The organism is Hyphomicrobium sp. DMF-1, from assembly GCF_027886585.1.
GTDB classification, from domain to species: Bacteria; Pseudomonadota; Alphaproteobacteria; order Rhizobiales; family Hyphomicrobiaceae; genus Hyphomicrobium_C; species Hyphomicrobium_C zavarzinii.
Window position 1 is genome coordinate 4,270,183 of the sequence record NZ_CP115706.1, and the last position, 21,473, is coordinate 4,291,655.

The window sequence follows — 21,473 nt, forward strand, 5'->3', positions numbered from 1 at the left end:
TCCTCCAAAGTGGTCGCTAATTGGTCGCTAATCTTGAAAACATCGTTCATTTTTGAACGATGTAAACATTGCAACATATTGATATTATTGGTGCGGACGGTGGGACTCGAACCCACACGACGTTGCCGTCTCAGGATTTTAAGTCCTGTGTGTCTACCGGTTCCACCACGTCCGCGAATTTGCCGGGCGCCTCGGCTGGGCCTTTATGCGCTGGCGTGCCCGAGACCTCAAGGCCGCGTCGCTCCGCTTCCCCTCGTGCCCGCCACCCCGGCCTCGCGGGCCAAGCCATAAAGGATTGCGGCGCGCAGCAACAGATAGAGCGTCAGCGCATTGAGGGTGTGCCACATGAAATGCGTGCCCCGGAGATGGCCACCGAGGCTCGTCAGCTCACACAGCTCTAGATCCAGCGTCCGGAAGGTCATGGACGCCAGGAAAACGACGGCGGCGACACTCAGAAGCCGCCATGCCGGATGACGAAGGACAGCGAGCAGGAGCGCCGAGGCCGCGAGCGCGATGAAGGCTGGAGCGTAGGCCGCGGTTCCGTTGAGACAGCGCGCGCCTGCCCGCGCCGTGACCGGCAACAGCGCGCCATACTGGCAATCGAGCGTGCCCGCATACCTGATCGCCGCGTAGAAGCCGGCAAGTCCGGCGAGCACCAGAACCCAGGGGAACCCAAGGAAGCGGCGCATGAGGAACGCGAAATAGGCGAGCATGAAGACCGCGATCGGGATCATGTCGGCCAGGGACGCCCATCGGGTTGCATAGGTGTGGAAGAGAAAGCTGCCGATGCCGATTACGAAGGTCAGCGCCACGAGCAGCGCGGGCCCCACGCCGCGCCGGTCTCTGGGCGCCGCCAGATACTCACGTGCCGCGACGAGGGCCGCGACGAGGAAAGCCGCGTTGCTCACGGCATTCAGCGGCTCCGCCCAGAAGGAGGGGTCCTGCCCACGCTCGCAGTAGATGAAAATCTTTTCGTAGAGGTTCATGGGGCGGAAGGTTGCCTCGAAGCGCTCAGTGCCGGATCAGGGTGTTGGAGCCATCTCTGCGCCAGCGAGCGGATGCCTATCGGGCATCGTTCTCGGCGCGGCGGTCGGGCGACGGCTCGGGCCCTGCGGGGGCGGCGCCGGCCGCCGCTTTCTGCATCAGGGTTCTCAGCTCGGCGGGATCGTCGAGATCGATGGTATGGGGATACTCTGGGTCCTTGCCGCGGACATCCGGCATGACATCGCCTTCGGCGGTGTAGAAGATCGTCCGGGGAACGTATGTCCCGTCAGGGGAGAAGGCGCCGTTGGCGTCCGGGTCCTTGTCGACGTCGACGAGGATCATCACGAAACTGCGGGAGGCTGCGACGACGCCTGCGTCGTGCCAGACCTTGCGGTAGCGTTTGCACGAGGTGCACCAGGAGGCGTGGAAGAGCATGACGACCGGCTTGCCGGTGCGGCTCGATTCACGGATGCCCGGCCCCACCTCCTTCCAGTCGATCTCAGCGCCGTTCCACAGCTCGGCCATGGCGGGCTGGCGGGCGGACGCGTGGGGCAGCGCAATGGCCGTTGCGAGCACAAGGGCAAGCGCGAGCGCAAAGCCAGCGGTGGGCCAGGCGGACGCCAGCCGGCGGCCGGGACTGCGGACTGGTTTCGACATCGTGCTCGCTCCTTTTTGGTGCCGGATCTTTTCCCGCTTCTTTGCGGGCTGCGCAAGACGGATCGTTCGAATTTGAACCCGCCCCTTGACGCCGGATTAACCAGGAAAGTCCCGAATGTCTTAAACAACGGCCGCTACACTTCGGGCCAGAATTCGCGTTTTTGGCAGGAGTGTCCGCTCAGTGGACTCCGCAAACTTCGTCAAATACTTGCGGCGTCGCCCAACCTTGCGCGAGCCGCGGTCCGATCGTCCGTTGCGCACGCTCGCGGGCATGAGCATGCTCACGGTGTTCTTTACCGCCGTTCTGGTGATCGGGGTGGTGCTCTGGTCTGCCGCGCGCAGCGATCAGGTGACCCGGGATCGCCAATTCCAGACCGTCTCGGACGCCATCACGCTCGGCCTGCAGAAAATCCCGTTCGATCAGGAAAGCGTGGCGTACTGGGACGACGCCGTCCTCAATGTGCGCAAGGCGTTCGACGTCAAATGGGTGGACGTCAATCTCGGCGTGTGGATGTACGACTACTTCAAGCATGACCGCGTCTACATTCTCAACGCGCAGGATCGCGTGCTCTACGCCATGGCGGATGGCAAGCAGGTCGCCCTCACCACCGACCGGCCCAACAACCTCGTCGGCGCGCTCGCCACGGAAGTGCGGGGCAAGATCGAGGCCGGCTCTTCCGAGAAGCGCGAGGGCGGCAAGGTCAACATTCCCCGCACCGAGGATCTCGGCTTCATCGAAGGGCGCCCCGCGGCCGTCAGCGTGATGCCGCTCATGCCCCATTCGAAAGAGGTCTCGCAAGAACGCGGCAGCGAGAGCCTGATCGTGAGCGTGCGCTTTCTCGACCGCAGCTTCCTGTCCGACATGGCGGACGCCTACCTGCTGGAAGGCGTCCGGTTTTCGCGCACCAACGACTTGAGCGACGAGGAGCAGGCCTATCCGCTGAAGAGCAAATCAGGGGCCGTAATCGGCAACGTGGTGTGGATGCCGAAGCTGCCCGGCGCCAGGATCCTGTCGGAAGTGCTCCCCGTGCTCGCCGCGGGCCTGTTCGTGATCGGGATTGCGGTGTCCCTGCTCGTCCGCAGCCTCAGACGGACTTACACGGAACTCATGACAAGCGAGGCGCAGGCCCGCCACTTGGCGTCTCACGATACGCTAACCGGCCTTCCAAACCGGGCGTTCTTCAATGACCGGCTGGAAGAGGCGCTTATCGAAGTGAAGGGAGGCCGTGAGCAGATCGCGCTCATGTTCCTCGATCTGGACCGGTTCAAGCAAGTCAACGACACGCTCGGTCACGCAGCCGGAGACGCGCTGATCCGCGAGCTGGCCGCTCATCTCAGCGCGACCCTGAGACCGGGAGACGCGCTCGCGCGCATGGGCGGCGACGAGTTCGCCATCGTCATGCGCAACATCCAGGACCGAAGGGAAATCGATGCGCTTTGCATGGACATCGTCGCCGCGGTCTCGAAGCCGTTCGAAGTACTCGGCGGCCAGGCGACGGTGGGCATCAGCATCGGTGTCGCGATCGCACCGGATGTGGGCGTGGACCGCAGCGAGCTCGCGCGCAAAGCGGACATCGCGCTGTATCAAGCCAAGAAGAACGGCCGGCGGCGCTATCAGTTCTTCACCGAGGAAATGGGAGAAAGCGCGCAGAAGCGCCGGACACTCGAAGCCGAGCTGCGCCGGGCTATCGAGAACGAAAACGAGCTCGAGGTCGTGTATCAGCCGCTCTACTCGGCCGAACGTCTCGGTATCTCGGGCGTGGAAGCCCTCGTGCGGTGGCATCACCCGCGCCTCGGTTCCGTCTCCCCAGTCGTGTTCGTGGCACTCGCCGAGGAATGCGGCCTGATCGACAAGCTCGGCGACTGGGTTCTGCGTCAGGCCTGCAAAGCCGCGAGCGCCTGGAGCGTGGAAACGGTGGCCGTGAACATCTCTTCGGTGCAGCTACGCCAACCGGATTTCGCCGAGCGCGTGCTTCACATTCTGTCCGAGACCGGAATGGCGCCGAGCCGGCTCGAGATCGAGATCACCGAGAGCACGCTGCTCGACGGATCGGAAAGTTCGGCGCGCGCGCTCAAGATCCTGCGGGCCGCCGGCATCAGGGTGGCGCTCGACGACTTCGGCACGGGTAATTCCTCGCTTAGCTACCTGATGAAGCTCGAGGTCGACAGGGTCAAGATCGACCGGTCCTTCGTGCGTCACCTGGGCGAATCCTCGCAATCCTATTCGATCGTGCAGGCGATCGTGACGATGGCCCATGCCGTGGGCGTGCCGGTGACAGCCGAAGGCGTCGAGACGCGCGATCAGCAGGAGTTTTTGACGCGCATCGGCTGCAACCATCTGCAGGGCTATCTGCTCTCGCCACCGCTTTCCGCTCTGCGTCTCGTGGAGATCTTCGGCGGCCGGAAAGGCCGCACGGGCGGAGAGCCCAGCGCGGCCGTGGCGTAGATCACGCGCTCTTGCCGTCTCCCGCGAGCCGGTAATCCCTCAGTCTATTTCGGGCAATCGATCGCGACCGTCGATCTCGTCGAGGCGATGAAGCGGCGGCAGTCGGATTTTTTCGCCTCCGCGGGGGAGGCGGGCTCGATGCGGCTATCTTGTGCGGCGTCTCGTTTGGCGGAGGCTGCGACGAGCCGGTCAACACGGCCAAGCGCTGGCGAGCCTCGTCCTGCGCGGAGCGCGCATCGAGCGATTTCGAGGGAAGCTCCAGGGCACGCCTGAAGCTCGCGACGGCAGCATCCTTTTCGCCTTGCTGCTCCTTGATGCGACCCTTCAGGGTGTGGGCCGCGGGAAAGGTGTCCTTGAGGGACAGAGCCTGCTCGACATCGGCGGAGGCAGCGGCAATCGCGTTGTCGCGGAACGCCACGAGAGCGCGCGCGTAGTAAGCGCCGGCCTCCTTGGGCAGCCCCGAGACGGCTTTCTCGGCTTCCGCGCGCGCCGGGCCTTGCTCGCCCAGATCCGAAAGAACGAGCGCGCGCAGCATCTCGACCTTGCGATCGCCCGGATCGAGAGCGCCGGCCCGCTGGAGCTCGGAAAACGCGGCTTGAAACTCGCCGCGGCGACGGAACAGGCGTGCGCGGTTGATGTAGGCTTCGGCCACCTCGCCCTTGCGGCGCAGATACTCGTCAAGATCGGCGAGAGATCGCTCGCGATCGCCCCGCTCATGCTGAGCTACGGCACGGCTGTAGTAGGTGTCGGCATAATCGGGCTTGCTGGCGATCGACTTGTCGAAGTCCGCCAGCGCTCGGTCATAGTCGCCTGCGTTGAAGTACGACCAGCCGCGATTGTAGTGGCCTATATAGACCTGCTCGCGCGGAAGGCGTCCGCTGTTCATGACCCGCGTGCAAGCGTCCGCGCTGGTCTTGCGGTCGGAGGCCGTGCAATCGGCGAGGTCCTGCGTCATGCCGGCGAGGCTTGGCGATGCGAGCGCGCCGAAGACCAGCATCATACCCACCGCGCCCGTCAGATGCTGAAGATGAAACGATCGCAGCATGGTCTTCTCCCTTTCACGAGGGATCGAGCCGAGCCCGCCACCCCCGGGTTGAGACATCTCCGGTCGAAGCGGCGACTGTGACGGCGGCGAATAGGGATTGCTGTTCCCATCGGAACATCGCGCACGATTTCAGGCCCAGCCACACTTGGCGCGGCTCACGCGCAGGACCACATGCATGTGCGAGACACGAGCGGCGCCACCGCGGTGTGCGATCGCTCATGCTTCGCCTCTTGACGGCGACGGCGTTCTCCCCCACATATGTTAATGTGATAAACATTCACATGAGGTCCGAGTGCAATGCACGACATGGTTCTGAAGCTCGACGACCTGGGCCGGCCGGCGTGGCTCGCGCTCATGGTCCTGAGTTTTATTGTCTTTTGGCCGCTGGGACTTGCGGTCCTGGCTTTCCTACTCTGGAGTGGACGCATGGGACGAGGATGGGGTTGCAGAGCTTGGGACCGTGACCGCTGGCAGCAGCGCTTTGCGGAGAAGTGGGACAGGCGCGGCGATGGGTTCCGCGGAGGCTTCTCTCCGTCGGGCAACCGCGCTTTTGACGAATACCGGGAGCAGACCCTGAAGCGCCTGGAGGACGAGCAGCGCGAGTTCCGCGACTTTCTCGAGCGGCTTCGCCTCGCCAAGGATCGCTCGGAGTTCGATCAGTTCATGGCCGAGCGGAAGACCCGTTCTACGCCTCCCCCGGGGGCGGGCGGCGAGGCTCCTTCGCCTCAGGTCTGACCGCAGCGCAGATCGAGCGCGGCTGCACGCGCTCCACGCACACCGAAAGGCCGGCTCCCTCGGGGCCGGCCTTTTCCATATCGGACCCAATGCGGGACCTGGCACACGGCTTAACCGGAGATAAAGCAACAAGTCATTCGAAACACAGCAAATATCGTATCGAGTGTAACGCTTTATCATCATGCTGGGACTAAGTATTGAACCTCGACCGGCGTGCTGCCAGTCTGGAGATTGTTCGATGCTTGAGCGCCGCGGGATCGCTGGCTGCATCGCTGCGTGTGTGGGGACCTCGTTTGTCGCGCTGGCCGCGACCATCGGCGGTTTCCCCCCAATCATTTCCTCCCCCGCCACGGCAACGGCCGGCCTTTGGACGTTGAGCGTCGCACTTGCCGCGAGCGCTCTCTGCCTTCTCGTCTTTTGGTCTTGGCCTCGCGGCCAGAAGATCAGCCCGTTTGCCTCGCGACGTCCGATGAGGCTGGTGGCGGACGAGGACGAGAACCGCCCTTCCGCCGAAGAGCTTGCCGACATCGGCGATATGGTCCGCATGCTGGGCGATGCCGTGCTGCTCGCGCGTGACCTGCCGAGCCTCGAACGTCTCGATACGGTGGATGTCTGGGCGCTGGTTTCGGAGACTGTCGCTCAACACAAGGACAGCCGCCTGACGCTTCAAGCCGCAAAAGGCTGCGGCCCTGCCTTCGCGCTCGCCGATGCGAGGGCGTTGCAGCGTGCCATCGACATTCTCGTCACACAGGCCCTGATGAGCGGATCACGCACGACGGTGAGGCTGGATCACGGCACGACAGCGCTCGTGGTCGTGGTCGACGATAACGGCCCGGGTATTCCGCGCGCCTGCCGGGAGAGCGTGTTCGAAGCGCGCTACTATATCGAGACGCCGCCATCGCAGAGAGCCAGCCGCTCTGCGGAGCTTGTCGCTGCGCGCCAGATGGTACGCGCGCAAGGCGGCGACATCACCATATCGGCCTCTCCAGACGGAGGCGCGCGCTTCACGCTGAAGCTCCCGCTCACCCAGGCCAACGAGACTGCGCTCAAGGCCGCGTCCTAACCGCCGCGCTCAGCGGAATGCCTTGTCCAGATTGATCGCGCGGTCGAGACCTTTCACGGTGTCGAGCCCTTTGACGCCCGCAAGGTTGGCGCTATCGAAATCCGCGCCCGTCACGTCGGCACCCGAGAGATTGGCGCCCGAAAAATCCACCTTCGAGAGATCCGCCTCCACCAGCAGAGCGCCCGTCAGGTCCGCGCCGACGAGGCTCGAGAACATCAGCACCGAGCGCGTCAGGTTAGCGTGCCGCAAGGTGGCGCCGGAGAAATCACAGGACTTGAGGACATTGCGTGCGAGCGTGACGAGGGTGCCCTGGCCGGGGCGATCCTCGAGCGGGCTCAGGTCGGCATAGGTGAGATCCGCGCCGCGAAAATCCGCGCCCGATAGATCGGCCTGCACGCGGACGCCGGAGAGGTTTGCGCCCGCGAAACGCGGCGCGTCCGCCGGGCTGTTCTGCATGTCGGAATAGACGGTGGGGCGGAAGATGGTGGAGCCGCGCAGATTGGCGCCCGACATGTCGGCGCGAATGAGAACCGCGCGATCGAGCCTTGCGTAGGACATGTCCGCGCCCTTGAGATCGGACCCCGTGAAATCCACTCCATAGAGATCGGAGCGCGAGAGCCGCGCCTGCTTGAAGTCGAGGCCGGAGAGATCGAGGTAGGTGAGGTCGCGGCCGGCGTAGTCGACGCGCTCTCCCGGCTTGGCCTTGAAAAGCTGCTGGGTGATCTCACGCGCCGTAAAGTCCGCATGGGGCGACACGTTCTCGTCAGCCGCCGACGCGGCCGTGGCAAGCGCCAAGGCGAACACCAAACCCTGCGAGTAACGGACAACAGCCGCCATGATCCCGAGTTCTCCGCCGCAACCCGCCAGCCGCGGCACGTCATTGGTAAATGATTCCCAACGCTGACCCAGACCGCAAGTCTCCTTTGGGTTACGGCGGCGTGCCAAGCGCGGATCAGGCTCCGCCGCGGCGCTCCAAATCAAAAAAAGCGGCAGAACGATAAAACTCTAACGATCGCGCAAGCTTCCGATTAATTCCTGCACGGCACGATCTGCCGCGTGGCAACGTGTCTTGCCGAATATCTGGCTGCCGGCCTCTCAACAGACGCGATCCATTGGAGAACGGATGATCAACTTACCCATAGGGAGCTCAGCGGCAGCGTCCACGCTGCGCAATGGTCTTCCGTCTCAGCGTCCGGCTCCGCCCGCGCAGGCCGATCTCGATCTTACGCCACGCAATCCCGAGATCGCCGGGCGCAATCCGGAAGAAGCAGGCGGCACGGGCATCGCCAGTCTGGTGCAGCTCAATCTCAGCTTCGAGGCCGCATTGCAGCAAGCCCAGCAGATCAAGTCGCTGCTCTCACTCCAGCCCCTCAGCATTGCCAACGAAGAGCCGAACGACATCCTGACCCTGGTGGCGGGATAGTTTCGCGGCCCGCCGGCTTATGCCTTGCCGACACCACCGCCGGTCGGCGTATCGATGACGATAGCGTCGCCGGCGTCGAGGTCGACGGCTGCGGCGCCGGACAGTTCCTCCACGCGCCCGTCGCGGCGGCGGAGAGTGTTGCGTCCGGCCTCCCCCGGCTCGCCATCGGCCAGGCCGAACGGGCGCACTCTGCGGAAGCCGGAGAGGATCGCCAGGCGCATGGGCTCGAGGAAGCGGATCACCCGGCGCGTGCCGTCGCCGCTTTTCCAGCGCCCCTTGCCGCCGGAGCCACGGCGGATGGAGAAACGTTCGAGCAGCACCGGATAGCGGCTCTCCAGGACCTCGGGATCGGTGAGGCGGGTGTTTGTCATATGGACATGCACACCGGCCGTGCCGTCGAAGCCGTGGCCGTCGCGGTCGAAGCCGGCGGGAGAGCCCGAGCAGATGGTCTCGTAGTACTGCACCTTGTCGTTGCCGAAAGTCAGGTTGTTCATGGTGCCCTGGGCCGATCCGAGCACGCCCAACGCCGCGAACAGCGCATTGGTGATCACCTGGCTTGTCTCGACGTTGCCCGCCACCACGGCAGCGGGATAACGCGGCTTCAGCATGGAGCCGTCCGGAACGACGATCTCGATGGGTCTCAGGCATCCGGCATTGAGCGGGATCGGCTCGTCGAGCAGCACGCGAAACACATAGAGCACGGCTGCGCGCGCGACCGGCTCCGGCGCGTTGACGTTGGTGGGCTGCTGAGGAGAGGTGCCTGTGAAATCGACCTTCGCGGCTCGGCGCTCGCGATCGATGGTGACCGTGACCTCGATCGCCCAGCCACCATCCGTCTCCACGCGAAAATGGCCATCGCTCAGGCGCCCGATGAGACGGCGGACGGCCTCCTCGGCGTTGGCCTGCACGTGGCGCATGTAGCTCGCCACCACATCGGCGCCGAACTCTGCGACGAGGCGGACGAGTTCTGCGCGGCCGCGCGCATTGGCCGCCACCTGCGCCTTGAGATCGGCGATGTTCTGAGCGGGATTGCGGGCGGGATAGCGCGCGCCGGTGAGCAGGCTCAACGTCTCCTGCTCCAGGAAGCGATCGTCGCGCACCAACGGCACGCAGTCTATGTAGACTCCCTCCTCCTCGATCGTGGTGGCTTTGGGGCTCATGGAGCCGGGGGCCGTGCCGCCGATATCCGCGTGATGGCCCCGGCTTGCGACATAGAACGCGGGCGTGGACGCGCCTTCTATGAACACCGGCGTTACGACCGTTATGTCCGGCAGATGCGTGCCGCCGGCATAGGGCGCGTTCAGCATGTACACGTCGCCGGGGGCGAGCCGGCCGCCCTTTTCGCGGATCACGGTCTCGACAGCGCTTTCCATGCTGCCGAGGTGGACCGGCACATGGGGCGCGTTGGCAACGAGCTGCCCCCAGCGGTCGAAGATGGCGCATGAGAAATCCAGCCGCTCCTTGATGTTCACCGATTGCGCGGTGGCGCGGAGCGCCTCTCCCATCTCCTCCGCAACACCCATGAACAGGTTGCCGAACACCTCAAGCAGGACCGGATCGGCTTCGAGCCCCACGTGCTCGCGCTTGCGCGCCGCGGCGCGGGTGAGAACGAGATCGCGCCGGGGCGTCATCTCGGCCACCCATCCGTTCTCGACGACGACGGTCTGGTTCGGCTCGATAATGATGGCAGGACCGGTGACGCGCTGGCCGTCGCTCAGGCCTTCCCGGCGCCAAACGCCGGCTTCGTGCCATGCCCCCCGCGAGAAGTAGCGCGTGCGCGAAACAGCCGTTGCCGGTTCTTTCGGCGCTGTTTGCAGGCTGGCTTCATCCCGATCGGATCCGCCTTCCGCCTCCACCTCGACGAAGCCGATCTCGATGCGTTTCTCGGGTGAGATGAAGCCGAAGCGTTGCGCGTGGGCAGCCTCGAATGCGCGCCGCAGATCGTCCAGCGGCGTTACGCCCGATGGAGCCCGTGCGTCCAAACGAACGGGCAGCGCGACCTCGGTCGCTTCATAGCGCAGGTGGAGCAACGTGATTGCGTGAAGGCTCGCGGGCGCGGCGCCTTCGGCCGCGAGCTCGGCGGCGGCGTCTTGCAACATCGCATCCGACAACGCTGAAGCCGCGGCGAGACCGTTCTCATCGAGCGGGACCTCGAGCGAGCGCTCTCGGCTCGCGCGTACCGAGGAGAGGCCGATGCCGTAGGCCGACAGCAGGCCAGAAAGCGGATGGATGAGAACCTGGCGCATGCCAAGCGTATCGGCCATCAGACACGCATGCTGTCCAGCGGCCGATCCGAAGCCATTCAGCACGTAGCCCGTCACGTCGTAGCCGCGCTCGACCGAGATTTTCTTCACGGCCTTGGCCATGTTCTCGACGGCAATGCGAATTAACCCATCGGCCACCTGTTCCGGCATGCGGCCGTCGCCGATCTGCCCGGCAAGCGCCTCGAAGGCAGCGCGCACGGCATGCGTGTCGATGGGCTCCCTGCCGCTTTCGCCGAATACGGACGGCATGAAGGCGGGGTCGAGCTTGCCCAGCATCACGTTGGCATCGGTGACGGTGAGAGGGCCGCCGCGCCGGTAGCACATGGGGCCTGGATGAGAACCCGCGCTCTCGGGGCCAACCTGGAGGCGCCCGCCGTCGAACCGGAGGATCGAGCCGCCGCCCGCGGCCACGGTGTGGATGCGCAGCATCGGCACGCGGAGGCGCACGCCCGCAACCTCCGTTTCGAACGTGCGCTCGTAGCTGCCCGCGAAGTGAGAGACGTCGGTCGAGGTTCCGCCCATGTCGAAGCCGATGACGCGGTGGAAGCCCGCGGCTTGTGCGGTCTTAGCCATTCCGACAACGCCCCCCGCCGGGCCGGAGAGGATGGCATCGCGGCCGTGAAAGTGAGCGCGCGCCTTGAGGCCGCCGGACGAGGCCATGAAGAACAGGCGCGCTTCCAGGTCTCCCGTGAAGGCCGCGGCCACGCCGTCCGCATACCGGCGCAGAACGGGCGAGAGATAGGCATCGGCTACAGTCGTGTCGCCGCGTGGCACGATCTTGATGAGGGGAGCCACCTCATGGCTTACCGAAATCTGCGTGAAGCCCGCATTTCGCGCGCACTCTGCCGCGAGCCGCTCGTGCTCGGGGTAGGCGTAAGCGTGCATGAACACGATGGCGACGCTCGCGAAGCCGTCGCGGCGTGCCGAGGCGAGCGCGGCGGAGAGGGCTGCCGCATCGAGCGGCTTCTCGACGGTGCCGTCCGCGCGCACACGCTCGTCCGCGCCGATCACCCGGCTGTACAGGTTCTCCAGCTTGACGATGCGGCGCGCGAAAATGTCGGGGCGGGCCTGGGTGCCTATTTCGAGCTGGTCTTCAAGCCCCTCGGTGATGACCAGCACGGTGGGCTCGCCCTTGCGCTCGAGCAGCGCATTGGTGGCAACGGTGGTGCCAATCCGGACGGATGCGATGCGGCCGGCGGGAATAGCCTCGCCCGGTGTAAGTCCGAGAAAGCGGCGGATGCCGGCGATGGCGGCATCGTTGTAGAGGCCAGGAGCTTCCGACAGCAGCTTCAGCGCCGAAAGACGGCCTTCGGGCGTTATCGCGACGATATCGGTGAAGGTGCCGCCGCGGTCGACCCAGAACTGCCACGCCGCGCGCTCGTGTCCCATAGATCCAATCGCCGCAAAGCCTTGTGATCCTGCGTGGCTATCGGCGGGCGCCCGTTCCGTCAACCGCCCAACATGAAATTTGCTCCATGTGCTTCATCATCGCCCCGGAAGCAGGTATGGATTGCGGATGCCTCTCGACAGTCTATCCAATCTCATCGAGCAGGAGCGAGACCAGGGCCTGCGCGGCCGCCTCGCCGATCTGCTCGGCCACTGGTGGCCCGCTCTTGGCCGCCTCATTCGACCCAAGCCCGTGCATCAGACCGCAGCCTTCTCGGCCGCCATCATCGCGCTTGCCGCAAAGATGGCAAAGGCCGACGGCGTGGCGGTGAAGGTGGAGTGCCAGACGTTCGAGCGCTTCTTCGAGCCCACGCCCGAGGAGATACCGCGCATCCGCAGCCTCTACCATCTCGCGAGCCAGGATACGGCCGGCTTCGAGATCTACGCGGAGAACGTGGCACGGATGCTCAAGGACGAGCCGGATCTCAAGATCAACGTGCTCGAATGCCTTCTGATGATCGCGTGCGCGGACGGCATCCTGCATCCGGCCGAGGAAACATTCCTGCGGACGGTCGGCGAGGCATTCGGCATCTCGTGCGACGAGTTCAAGAAGCTGCGTGCGCCGTTCGTACGGGACATGGACAACCCTTACGATGTGCTCGGGCTCGAGCCCACCGCCTCGCGGCACGCGGTGCGCGCGCGCTATCTCGAGCTGGTGCAGCGTTTCCATCCGGATCGCCTGACGGCGAGAGGCGCGCAGGCGGCGCTCATCAAGGCCGCGACCGTCAAGCTGGCCGCCATCAACGCCGCGTACGAAGCCATCGTGGCAGGCCAGCGCGCGCAAGGAGAACGTGCGTGAGCGTCGTGGACCTGATCACCCGACCGGACACGCCGCTGGTCGGCGAGTTGTTCCCCTCCCCCAACATCGAGCCGCGCAAACCCGGATACGCGCCCTCGATGCTGATCCTGCACTACACGGGCCTGCCGACGGTGGAGCGCGCGCTCGACGTTCTCTCTCGCCCGGACTGCAAGGTCTCGTGCCACTACGTGATCGACGAGAACGGCCGCATCATCCAGATGGTGGCCGAAGACTTGCGTGCCTGGCACGCGGGCGTCTCCTACTGGGGCGGGGAAACCGACATCAACTCGGCATCGATCGGCATCGAGATCCAGAATCCGGGGCACATGCTGGGCTATCCCGAGTTTCCGGCGATCCAGATGCGCGCGGTGGCGGCCCTCTCACACGATATCGTGCTGCGGCATGGCATCGCCCCTCATTACGTGCTCGCCCATTCGGACGTGGCGCCAGGCCGGAAGATAGACCCCGGCGAGAAGTTCGACTGGGCCTGGCTTGCGCGGCAGGGCGTGGGCAACTGGGTTGCACCGGCTCCGCTCGACGAGGGGGACCCGGGGCTTCAGCCCGGTTGCAGGAGCGCCGACGTGGAGCGCGCCCGGCGCCTTCTCGCCGACTACGGGTACAAAATTGATCTCAAAGGCTCTTTCGACGCGGACATGCAGACGATCGTGCGCTCCTTCCAGCTTCATTTCCGCCCGGCCCGCACCGACGGGCGGCTCGACCGCTCCACCCTGGACACGCTGTCACGGCTGGACATGCCCCGGAGCCTCAAAGACGGCCGGATTGCCTGATTAATGCTGACAATTAAAATTGGGACGTAAACGGCTTAGACTGTGCCTCTCTCATAAGGTCGAACGCTGATCTGTCGCGGGCCACGACCCTGGCCTCGCTTTGACAGATTGTTGCAATGTGGGATGACGTCCGGCCGAAGCAGAAACGAGCCAGACCGCGCGACGGGGAAGAAGAGGGAAACGCCAGATGAAGATCGTGATCGCCCCAGACTCCTTCAAGGAGAGCCTGACCTCTCTCGAGGTGGCGACCGAGCTCGAAGCGGGCCTGCGCCGCGTGTGGCCGGATGCGGACTACGTCAAGGTGCCGATGGCGGACGGCGGCGAGGGCACGGTGCAGTCGCTGGTCGATGCCACGGGCGGGCGGATCGTGAAATGCGCGGTCAGCGGTCCCTTGGGACAGAAGGTGCTGGCTTCCTACGGCCTGCTCGGCGACGGGCGCACGGCCGTGATCGAGATGGCGGAGGCCTCCGGCCTGCCGCTGGTGCCGCGCGCCGACCGCGATCCGCTGCGCGCCAGCACCTTCGGAACGGGTGAGCTCGTCGCGGACGCGATCAACCGCGGCGTTGACGAAATCATTATCGGCCTCGGCGGATCGGCCACCAACGACTGCGGCGCGGGCTTCGCCCAGGCGCTCGGCGTTCGCTTCATCGGCGCCGATGGCACCGCCATCACGGAGCCGCTCGGCGGCGGACGTCTGGACGAGGTCGTGTCCGTCGACGTGAGCGGCATCAATCCCGGCCTGTCGCGCGTAAAGGTCAACGTAGCGAGCGACGTCACCAACCCGCTCACCGGCGAGACGGGCGCGTCTGCGGTCTACGGCCCACAGAAGGGCGCGACGCCCGAGATGGTTCAGAGGCTCGACCGCAACCTCGGCCACCTGGCCGCCATCATCAAACGTGATCTCAACATCGACATCGCCGGTCAGCCGGGCGCAGGCGCGGGCGGTGGACTTGGCGCCGGCCTGCTCGCCTTCACCAACGCGACGATGAAGCGTGGCGTGGAGCTGGTGGTCGCAGCGACGAAGCTCGACGAGCACATGAAGGGCGCCTCGCTCGCCTTCACCGGCGAAGGACGCGTCGATTTTCAGACGGCCTTCGGCAAGACACCGGCAGGCGTTGCCGCTTCCGCGCGCCGGCACGGCGTTCCCGTCATCGCCATCGGCGGCGGCCTTTCGGATGATGCCAACGGCGTGTTCGCGCACGGCATCGACGGGCTCGAAGCCGCGACGTCCAATCCCATGCCGCTCGAAGTGGCGATGAAGAAGTCGCGCGAGTACTTGCAGAACGCGGCCGAGCGCGTGGCGCGCCTGATCGAGATCGGCCAGCGCGTGGCCTCGGCCTCCGCAGAGACCGCGTCGTCCGCCCCCTCCGCTCCGCAGACGGGCTCGTCCGTGGACGCCAAGTCGCTCAACGGCGCGGCTCCCGTCTCGCTCCATCCCGTCGCCAAGCGAAACAAGCCCGTAAAAAAGGCCCTGCGTGCGAAGCGAACCCAGGGGCTCACGCGCGCTGCCGTGGAATTGAGCCAGCGCCGCCGCCAGCGGCTGCAGCCGACGCTCAGCTCCTGATCCTACGGACGCCTGCCCAGCGGACACGGATAGCGCGCACAACGCGCTTGCCGGTTAACCGTGCCCGTTAACCTGCGCGGCGCTTGTAAGTTGCTGGGGCCGATCAACCTTGCAAGAACCCTGAAATTGCATGGCTAAGGCCCGTCTCAAATGGGAACGCTCCCCTCCAAACGTGATCTCCGTATAGACCTCTTTCGCGGCCTGGCCCTCGTTGTCATCTATATCGATCACATTCCCTACAATCGGTTCTCGCACCTGACGCTGAGGAATTTCGGCTTCACGAGTGCGGCCGACATCTTCGTGCTGTTGGCGGGGATCTCATTTGCGCTCGCCTATGCGCCTCGCCTCGACACGCGCGGCATCGGCCCCGTGACGGGAATGGTGGGGCGGCGCATCGTGACGATCTATGCGGCCCACATTCTCGTTCTGCTGGCCGCGCTCATGCTTCTCGTCGTCGTCAATCGCAATGCACCCCTCGATCTGTTCGTCGCGTCTCCGGCGACATGGGTCGACTACTCGTTGCCCCATGCGGCAGCGATGTCGCTCGTGCTTCAATTTCAACCGCCCTACTTCGACATTCTGCCGCTCTATCTCGTGTTGCTCGCCTTCGCGCTGCCGCTGCTCTTCATGGCACGCAGCCATTGGGGGCTCGCTCTTTCGGCGTCGGCGGCGTTGTGGCTCGTAGCGGCGGTCTACGGGCTCAACTTCCCGAGCGTGCGCTCGATCGAGGGCTGGTACTTCGATCCCTTGTCTTGGCAGATCGTGTTTGCGACGGGGTTGTGCATCGGGCTTGCCAGCCTCGGCGGCGGCTCCATCTGGAAATCGCGCTGGCTATCGGCTTTGTGCATTCTCGTCATTGCCGTCTCGTTTGTGCTGGTCTTTCCGTGCCGCCATCTCGGCACGGATTCGAGCCACTGCTATCTGGGCTCGTTCTCGCAGTTCGGCGGCCTCGTGGACCGGCAGACGCCCTGGCGTTTCGTCAACACGCTGGCGTGGGTCTATCTGATCATCCGCTACGTCCCGCGCGACGCGCGCTGGCTCACCCGTCCCGCCGCCCAGGCTCTCACCCGCATGGGGCGCAACTCGCTCGCGGTGTTCTCGATCGGCACGTTGCTGTCGCTCGCGGCACGGCTCGCTTTGCCTGGGCCGGATCATAGCTGGCTCGCGCAAATCGCCATCTTCGTGACCGGCACGGCGGTGATGGCGCTCACGGCGTATCTGCTCGACAACGTGCCGCGCAACATGCCGCTCATCCCCACGCGCGCCAAATCCGTCTGACGCTCGCCGGTGCGCCCTTTGCGCGCCTGATGCAGCTCGCTCTTGACGCGAGACGCGATCGCGCCCTTATGTGCCCCTGTCAGCCGGCTGGACGGCCGCTGCCGTCTCACGACGGTGGAGGAAAGTCCGGGCTCCATGGAGACAGGGTGGCGGCTAACGGCCGCCGGGGGCGACCCCAGGGACAGTGCCACAGAAAACAAACCGCCCGGCGGGCCTCGGCCCGGCGTGGTAAGGGTGAAACGGTGCGGTAAGAGCGCACCGCGCGACTGGTAACAGGAGCGGCACGGCAAACCCCACCCGGAGCAAGACCAAATAGGGGTGGCCGCGTGCGGGGAAACCCGGCACGGAGGCGTGTCTTCAAGCCCGTCACCCGGGTTGGTTGCTCGAGGCGCCCAGCAATGGGCGTCCCAGATGAATGGCCGTTCGCGACAGAACCCGGCTTACAGGCCGGCTGGCACATACCCCCACCTCGACACGGTATGATATGGAATTGCCATAGTGTTGTTCTAACACGCGATTTCATGAATTGCTCGCTGCGGCCCAACTCTTGGCCGCGACGGGCGTTAACCCGGTGTCGGGTTCAACAGGAAGAAGGATGTAAGTGATGAAAGCGATGCTGCCTCTGGCTGCTGCCCTCGTACTCGGCGCAACGCCGCTCCTGGCTCGCGATGACAGCTTCTCGGCGGACCCGGGCCCGGCTCCGGTTCGCTCGGCCTCGAGCATCTATGAGCGGATCGCCGCCCACTATGGCCCGATGGGCCGCGACGTGAAGGAGAAGTTCCGCGACGGTCCCTGCAAGATCGAGCGCCGCTGGTGGACGGACGGCGACTACGAGGAGACCATCAAGTGCCGCGGCCCGCGTGACCGCGACTGATCCCTCGCCTTGACCGCGCTGATCCTCGCCGGATCGGCGGAACCTGCATCACGCCCGTCCGTTCCCCCTTTTGCGACCCGGGAACGGACGGGCTTTTTGCGTGGCGTGCACCATAGTTCCCAGGTCGAATTGACAGGTTTATGCTTCCAGTTCTCTGATGGATCGATCAACAATTATCCGGAGGAGCAAGGTCATCATGAAACGCCTCGTGACTGCTTTGACTCTGCTCGCGGCCTCCGCCCTGCCAGCCAGCGCGGGCCGAGATTGGGACGATGACGACTACTACGAGTCCCGTCACTGGCGCGGAGAGTATCGGGCTTACTATGGAGCGCCCGCCTATCGCGCGCCGGCCTACGAGGTCTACATCCCCTACGGCTACTACTTCGCCGGGGAGCCGGAAGACTTCTACGGCCCGAACTGCACCATCGAGCGGAAGTGGCGACACGGCCGCTATAAGGAAAAGATCGAGTGCGACGACGACGATTGAGCGCCGCGCCCGCGACAAACAACAAACGCCGTCCCGAAGAGGGGCGGCGTTTTCGTTCGTGGTTGAAAGCGACGCCCGAGGTGTCCGGCGCCGGCTTGGCGTCTTTTGCCTCGCCTAGAGCGGCTTGCCTTTGCCCGTCAGCAGCCAGCGCGGGTCGAACCAGCGGTCCGCCGGGCCGTCATAGGGGAGACGCGTGATGTCCCAATGCATGATAAAGGGCGCGTAGACGTCCCAAAGGGCGGGTCCGCCGCCGATGAAGACGACGCGATCGGCAAATTCCGCGAGCACGGCTTCAGGATTTTCATGCGAGCGCGCGACGCGGAGGGTCATCTGAGCACGGGCAAAATCCGGCACGGCGCCGATGGTCTTCGGCCCGGCGATCAAAACGTGCCCGCGCGTGATCTCGAAGAAGCGCTCCACGTCTGCCCTGAACTCGGGGCGCGGATCGCCCTCCCAGGGCAGCTCGCCGTTCAATCCCAACTGACCGCTCAGGCCGATGGCGCATATGCAGCGCACGTCGCTCATTCATATCCGCGGTATCCCGCGCCTCTTTTCGTCTGCGTGTTCGCGACACCTAGTTCATCTGAGAGCGATGCTCAAGCCGTCTGATATTGCTTTCATTTGTCGAGGAACCCGTCGAGCGCCCTCAGCAGCTCCTTGGGACGCTCGTGCTGGGGCAGGTGGTGGCAGCTTTCGAGGATCTTGAGGCGGGCGCGCGGAATGGCGGCCGCCACCCGGCGCCCGGCTCTCAGCGGCACGATGGGATCCTTGCGGCACCAGACAACGAGAACGGGCTGGCTCAGCGCGCGATAGCGCTTTGCGATCTCCTTGGGACCCTCCTCGGTCACGATCGCGCGGGCGGTCGCGAGGAAAGCCGTCATGGCGGCGGGGTCGCGGTAGGGCGCGGCGTAGCCTTCCACCATCTCCTCACTCGCGTCTTCCTCGCCGCCCATGGCCTCGCGGAGCAGGAGACGCGCCATGGCTTCCGGAGACAGGGCCGAAACCAGCGTGTCCGGAAGAAGCGGGGCCTTAACGAGGTCGAAATAGCGCGGCGTGGAGCGCGGAAGGGCGGGTGCGCCGATCACAACAATCCGCGCGATGCGCGAGGTGCCGCGGATGCCCTCGGCTATGGCCGTTCGCAAGGCGACCGTGCCCCCGAACGAATGGCCAACGACGCTTACGCCTTCGAGACCGCGCTCGATGAGGAAACGCGCGACGAGGGCTGCCTGATCGTCGGCCGAGTAGGCACCGTCCTGCGGCTTGCCCGAGCGGCCAAAGCCCTTGAGATCGAGCGCGATGACGCGATAGCGGGCGGCAAGGGCGGGGGCGATCTCGTGCCAGGTGAAACTCGACTCTCCGAGACCATGCAGGAGCAGGAGCGGCGGCCCGGCGCCCTGCTCCTCATAGTAGAGCGACACCGCCTCACGGCCAGGAACCTCAAGTGTGATCCGCTGGCCGGGCGGCGCCTCGGCGGGTGCTGCCGCCGCGACGGCGCCCATCGCGGCCGTCACCGCCGCAAGCGCAAGGGCCAGCGCCGCCCTCCTCCCTCGCCACCGCCGCACCTTCACCAGTCCATCCCTCCGTTGAGGCTCGCCTTGTCCATATCGTGCGTCCGGGCGGCTGGCGATAGAGGCCTCTTCTAGTCACTGCATTGATAAGTCTGGCTCGAATTTGTGGCGTGAAACAAGGGATGGTGCCCGCCTAAATCCTTAACGATCCATTGACGCCCATACCGAACCATGGCATCCCATATATGCCCGACCGCACCGGGCACGGGCCCGTGGTAGTGGCGCCAGCTTCGAGAGAGGGCCGAAGCCCGAGCGACCGCCACGGCCCAGCCCGGAGCGGCCGGCATGGGGATTTCAATCCCCGCGCGTGAAAGTCTGACAAAAGCGTTCCGTTAGTTGCGTTGGAGAGCGAGGCTCGAGAAGGGGATGGACCGCTTTGTCTCGACATTCACCAACAAGATCGACGCCAAAGGACGCGTCTCAATTCCTGCTCCGTTCCGCGGCGTGCTCGAACGCGACGGATATGCAGGCGGAATCTATTGCTACCCCTCGATCGATGCTCCTGCCCTTGATGCAGGCGGCGAAAGACTTGCGAAAAAAATCGACGGGCTTCTCTCGGGCCTGCCGGACTATTCGGACGAGCGAGACGAGCTCTCTGTCGCGCTCTACGGCGACGTCCAGGTCCTCGGGATCGACGGGGACGGGCGTATCGTCCTTCCTGAAAGCCTTCGTCGCCACGCCGGTCTTCAGGATCTCGTCACATTTGTCGGCCTTGGCGACAAGTTTCAGATGTGGGCCCCTCAAGCCTTCGAGGAGCGGCGCGCTCGGGCCCGCGAAAAGGCTCAAGAGCACAGAAAACTGTTCGGCGCGGGGAGCGGCCATCGCAGCAGCGGTGGCGACGAAGGGGCACGGGAATGACGCCCCGGCGCACCGGCTCGATACCGGTGCTCCAGGATGTGCGGGCGCATATTCCCGTGCCCCTTTCGGATCTCGTTTGAACTAGCCCTGCCGGTTTCTTTGCGGCTCGCACTTCCGCGATAAGCGTGGTGCCGGCCGCAAAATGTCCTATAAAGCCGCCGATCATGACCGCGGCCCATCCACATCGTTCCCCTCACATCCCGGTGCTCCTCGCAGACGTCGTGGAGCAGTTGCAGCCGGTGGCGGGTGAAACCTACATCGACGGCACGTTCGGAGCGGGCGGATACACCCGCGCCATCCTCGAGGCGGCTCCCTGCCGGGTGATCGCAATCGAGCGCGATCCCACGGCTTTCGCCAACGGCCAGGCGCTCGTCGCGGAATTCGGCGGACGCCTCTCGCTCGTTTCCGAGACCTTCAGCAATATGGAAGAAGCCGCCGCTTCGGCCGGGGCCGAGCGGGTTCACGGCGTCGTGCTCGACATCGGCGTTTCCTCGATGCAGCTCGACGATCCGGCGCGCGGCTTCTCCTTCCTGCGCGACGGCCCCCTCGACATGCGCATGTCGCAGAATGGCCCTTCCGCGGCCGACGTGGTCAACCACATGGACGAGGAAGACCTCGCCAACATTCTCTTCAACCTGGGCGAGGAGCGCCGCTCACGCGCCATCGCACGGGCCATCGTAAAAGCGCGCACAGAAGCGCCGATCACGACGACGAAGGCGCTCGCCGGCATCGTCGAGCGCGTGCTGGGGCGCGCACGCGGCGACGAGAAGCATCCAGCGACGCGGACGTTCCAGGCGCTGCGCATCCACGTCAACGACGAGCTGGGCGAGCTCGAGCGCGCGCTGGAAGCCGCGGAGCGCCTGCTCGTTCCCGGCGGACGGCTGCTGGTCGTGACCTTCCACTCGCTGGAGGACCGGATCGTCAAACACTTCCTGCAGGAGCGCTCCGGCAAGACGCCGGGCGGCTCGCGCTATCTTCCAGCGCCATCCGGCCCGGCCAGTGCACCAAGTTTCCGAATTGTTAACACTCGCGGTTTTACACCTAACAAAGAGGAAACGGACGCAAACCCGAGGGCGCGCTCGGCACGGTTGCGCGTGGGGCTCCGGACGGAGGCTCCCGCGTGGAGCGGCACTGCGCCGGGATCGCCCTTCGCCTAAGGCCCTGCGTGCGCAAGGCACGCCGCGCCATTGTCGT

General features: G+C 65.2%; 19 protein-coding genes, 1 tRNA gene and 1 other RNA gene. 13 read left to right on the plus strand and 8 right to left on the minus strand.

The genetic code is table 11. The annotated features are described in order from the left end of the window. Positions 1-88: 88 nt before the first annotated feature. The 3 genes from PE058_RS19605 to PE058_RS19615 all read right to left on the minus strand — a co-directional run bounded on the left by PE058_RS19605 (position 89) and on the right by PE058_RS19615 (position 1,641). Positions 89-175 (minus strand) — tRNA-Leu (locus PE058_RS19605). A 52-nt stretch (positions 176-227) separates the two neighbouring features. Further along, positions 228-986, minus strand: coding sequence for a ceramidase domain-containing protein (locus PE058_RS19610; RefSeq protein ID WP_271029210.1), 759 nt, complete (start codon positions 984-986; stop codon positions 228-230). 76 nt (positions 987-1,062) lie between these two features. Further along, a complete protein-coding gene (locus PE058_RS19615; RefSeq protein ID WP_020084938.1) occupies positions 1,063-1,641 on the minus strand; it encodes a thioredoxin family protein in 579 nt (192 codons plus the stop codon). 271 nt (positions 1,642-1,912) lie between these two features. Here PE058_RS19615 and PE058_RS19620 point away from each other — a divergent pair, with 271 nt between their 5' ends. Continuing rightward, positions 1,913-4,087 carry a bifunctional diguanylate cyclase/phosphodiesterase gene (locus PE058_RS19620; RefSeq protein WP_271029211.1) on the plus strand — a complete coding sequence of 725 codons (2,175 nt, stop codon included), beginning with the start codon at positions 1,913-1,915 and terminating at the stop codon, positions 4,085-4,087. 1 nt (position 4,088) lies between these two features. Here the strand turns inward: PE058_RS19620 and PE058_RS19625 are convergent, their stop codons facing one another. Continuing rightward, positions 4,089-5,132: a tetratricopeptide repeat protein gene (locus tag PE058_RS19625; RefSeq protein WP_271029212.1), complete on the minus strand. Its 1,044-nt coding sequence runs from the start codon at positions 5,130-5,132 to the stop codon at positions 4,089-4,091. 297 nt (positions 5,133-5,429) lie between these two features. Between PE058_RS19625 and PE058_RS19630 the strand changes: the two genes are divergently transcribed. Together PE058_RS19630 and PE058_RS19635 are read left to right on the plus strand one after the other, a co-directional pair. Further along, positions 5,430-5,867, plus strand: coding sequence for a DUF2852 domain-containing protein (locus PE058_RS19630; protein WP_271029213.1), 438 nt, complete (start codon positions 5,430-5,432; stop codon positions 5,865-5,867). A gap of 238 nt (positions 5,868-6,105) precedes the next feature. Next, positions 6,106-6,930, plus strand: a complete 825-nt coding sequence (locus PE058_RS19635) for a sensor histidine kinase (protein WP_026867864.1) — start codon at positions 6,106-6,108, stop codon at positions 6,928-6,930. A 9-nt stretch (positions 6,931-6,939) separates the two neighbouring features. Here the strand turns inward: PE058_RS19635 and PE058_RS19640 are convergent, their stop codons facing one another. Then, on the minus strand, positions 6,940-7,767 hold the full coding sequence (locus PE058_RS19640; RefSeq protein WP_271029214.1) for a pentapeptide repeat-containing protein: 828 nt from the start codon (positions 7,765-7,767) through the stop codon (positions 6,940-6,942). A gap of 286 nt (positions 7,768-8,053) precedes the next feature. On the opposite strand from PE058_RS19640, the gene PE058_RS19645 reads away from it, so the two are divergent. Next, positions 8,054-8,353, plus strand: a complete 300-nt coding sequence (locus PE058_RS19645; protein ID WP_271029215.1) for a hypothetical protein — start codon at positions 8,054-8,056, stop codon at positions 8,351-8,353. A gap of 17 nt (positions 8,354-8,370) precedes the next feature. Here the strand turns inward: PE058_RS19645 and PE058_RS19650 are convergent, their stop codons facing one another. Further along, entirely contained in the window at positions 8,371-12,006 is a 3,636-nt protein-coding gene (locus PE058_RS19650; RefSeq protein ID WP_271029216.1) for a hydantoinase B/oxoprolinase family protein, read from the minus strand. Between the two features lie 127 nt (positions 12,007-12,133). Between PE058_RS19650 and PE058_RS19655 the strand changes: the two genes are divergently transcribed. The 7 genes from PE058_RS19655 (at position 12,134) to PE058_RS19685 (ending at position 17,853) form a co-directional block, all read left to right on the plus strand. After that, positions 12,134-12,862 carry a TerB family tellurite resistance protein gene (locus tag PE058_RS19655; protein ID WP_020084932.1) on the plus strand — a complete coding sequence of 243 codons (729 nt, stop codon included), beginning with the start codon at positions 12,134-12,136 and terminating at the stop codon, positions 12,860-12,862. Beyond that, the gene (locus PE058_RS19660; RefSeq protein ID WP_020084931.1) at positions 12,859-13,650 is read left to right on the plus strand and encodes an N-acetylmuramoyl-L-alanine amidase; all 792 of its coding nucleotides are present in this window, start codon (positions 12,859-12,861) and stop codon (positions 13,648-13,650) included. Before PE058_RS19655 ends, PE058_RS19660 begins: the two co-directional genes overlap by 4 nt. A 187-nt stretch (positions 13,651-13,837) precedes the next feature. Next, on the plus strand, positions 13,838-15,214 hold the full coding sequence (locus PE058_RS19665; protein ID WP_271029217.1) for a glycerate kinase: 1,377 nt from the start codon (positions 13,838-13,840) through the stop codon (positions 15,212-15,214). 150 nt (positions 15,215-15,364) lie between these two features. Continuing rightward, positions 15,365-16,492, plus strand: a complete 1,128-nt coding sequence (locus PE058_RS19670; RefSeq protein ID WP_020084929.1) for an OpgC family protein — start codon at positions 15,365-15,367, stop codon at positions 16,490-16,492. A 79-nt stretch (positions 16,493-16,571) separates the two neighbouring features. After that, positions 16,572-16,951: RNase P RNA component class A (rnpB, locus tag PE058_RS19675), an RNA gene on the plus strand. Between the two features lie 145 nt (positions 16,952-17,096). Beyond that, positions 17,097-17,366, plus strand: a complete 270-nt coding sequence (locus PE058_RS19680; RefSeq protein ID WP_020084928.1) for a hypothetical protein — start codon at positions 17,097-17,099, stop codon at positions 17,364-17,366. A 196-nt stretch (positions 17,367-17,562) separates the two neighbouring features. Next, complete coding sequence (locus PE058_RS19685) at positions 17,563-17,853, plus strand: hypothetical protein (protein WP_020084927.1); 291 nt, start codon at positions 17,563-17,565, stop codon at positions 17,851-17,853. Positions 17,854-17,967: 114 nt separating this feature from the next. Here the strand turns inward: PE058_RS19685 and PE058_RS19690 are convergent, their stop codons facing one another. Continuing rightward, positions 17,968-18,378 carry a dihydrofolate reductase gene (locus PE058_RS19690; RefSeq protein ID WP_020084926.1) on the minus strand — a complete coding sequence of 137 codons (411 nt, stop codon included), beginning with the start codon at positions 18,376-18,378 and terminating at the stop codon, positions 17,968-17,970. 92 nt (positions 18,379-18,470) lie between these two features. Further along, positions 18,471-19,421, minus strand: coding sequence for an alpha/beta fold hydrolase (locus PE058_RS19695; RefSeq protein ID WP_156827271.1), 951 nt, complete (start codon positions 19,419-19,421; stop codon positions 18,471-18,473). A gap of 366 nt (positions 19,422-19,787) precedes the next feature. On the opposite strand from PE058_RS19695, the gene mraZ reads away from it, so the two are divergent. Beyond that, positions 19,788-20,279 (plus strand): division/cell wall cluster transcriptional repressor MraZ, encoded by a 492-nt coding sequence (mraZ, locus tag PE058_RS19700; RefSeq protein WP_020084924.1) that lies wholly within the window; start codon positions 19,788-19,790, stop codon positions 20,277-20,279. A gap of 164 nt (positions 20,280-20,443) precedes the next feature. Beyond that, complete coding sequence (gene rsmH / locus PE058_RS19705) at positions 20,444-21,436, plus strand: 16S rRNA (cytosine(1402)-N(4))-methyltransferase RsmH (protein ID WP_271029218.1); 993 nt, start codon at positions 20,444-20,446, stop codon at positions 21,434-21,436. The last annotated feature ends 37 nt before the right edge of the window (positions 21,437-21,473 follow it).

Excerpts from the sequence above, each read along its gene's own strand:
- PE058_RS19625 (WP_271029212.1), bottom strand. The coding sequence starts at position 5,132 with ATGCTGCGATCGTTTCATCTTCAGCATCTGACGGGCGCGGTGGGTATG.
- PE058_RS19655 (WP_020084932.1), top strand. The coding sequence starts at position 12,134 with ATGCCTCTCGACAGTCTATCCAATCTCATCGAGCAGGAGCGAGACCAG.
- mraZ (WP_020084924.1), top strand. The coding sequence starts at position 19,788 with ATGGACCGCTTTGTCTCGACATTCACCAACAAGATCGACGCCAAAGGA.
- PE058_RS19690 (WP_020084926.1), bottom strand. The coding sequence starts at position 18,378 with ATGAGCGACGTGCGCTGCATATGCGCCATCGGCCTGAGCGGTCAGTTG.
- PE058_RS19645 (WP_271029215.1), top strand. The coding sequence starts at position 8,054 with ATGATCAACTTACCCATAGGGAGCTCAGCGGCAGCGTCCACGCTGCGC.
- PE058_RS19665 (WP_271029217.1), top strand. The coding sequence starts at position 13,838 with ATGAAGATCGTGATCGCCCCAGACTCCTTCAAGGAGAGCCTGACCTCT.
- PE058_RS19615 (WP_020084938.1), bottom strand. The coding sequence starts at position 1,641 with ATGTCGAAACCAGTCCGCAGTCCCGGCCGCCGGCTGGCGTCCGCCTGG.
- PE058_RS19630 (WP_271029213.1), top strand. The coding sequence starts at position 5,430 with ATGCACGACATGGTTCTGAAGCTCGACGACCTGGGCCGGCCGGCGTGG.
- PE058_RS19610 (WP_271029210.1), bottom strand. The coding sequence starts at position 986 with ATGAACCTCTACGAAAAGATTTTCATCTACTGCGAGCGTGGGCAGGAC.
- PE058_RS19680 (WP_020084928.1), top strand. The coding sequence starts at position 17,097 with ATGAAAGCGATGCTGCCTCTGGCTGCTGCCCTCGTACTCGGCGCAACG.
- PE058_RS19640 (WP_271029214.1), bottom strand. The coding sequence starts at position 7,767 with ATGGCGGCTGTTGTCCGTTACTCGCAGGGTTTGGTGTTCGCCTTGGCG.
- rsmH (WP_271029218.1), top strand. The coding sequence starts at position 20,444 with ATGACCGCGGCCCATCCACATCGTTCCCCTCACATCCCGGTGCTCCTC.
- PE058_RS19650 (WP_271029216.1), bottom strand. The coding sequence starts at position 12,006 with ATGGGACACGAGCGCGCGGCGTGGCAGTTCTGGGTCGACCGCGGCGGC.
- PE058_RS19620 (WP_271029211.1), top strand. The coding sequence starts at position 1,913 with ATGAGCATGCTCACGGTGTTCTTTACCGCCGTTCTGGTGATCGGGGTG.
- PE058_RS19685 (WP_020084927.1), top strand. The coding sequence starts at position 17,563 with ATGAAACGCCTCGTGACTGCTTTGACTCTGCTCGCGGCCTCCGCCCTG.
- PE058_RS19635 (WP_026867864.1), top strand. The coding sequence starts at position 6,106 with ATGCTTGAGCGCCGCGGGATCGCTGGCTGCATCGCTGCGTGTGTGGGG.
- PE058_RS19670 (WP_020084929.1), top strand. The coding sequence starts at position 15,365 with ATGGGAACGCTCCCCTCCAAACGTGATCTCCGTATAGACCTCTTTCGC.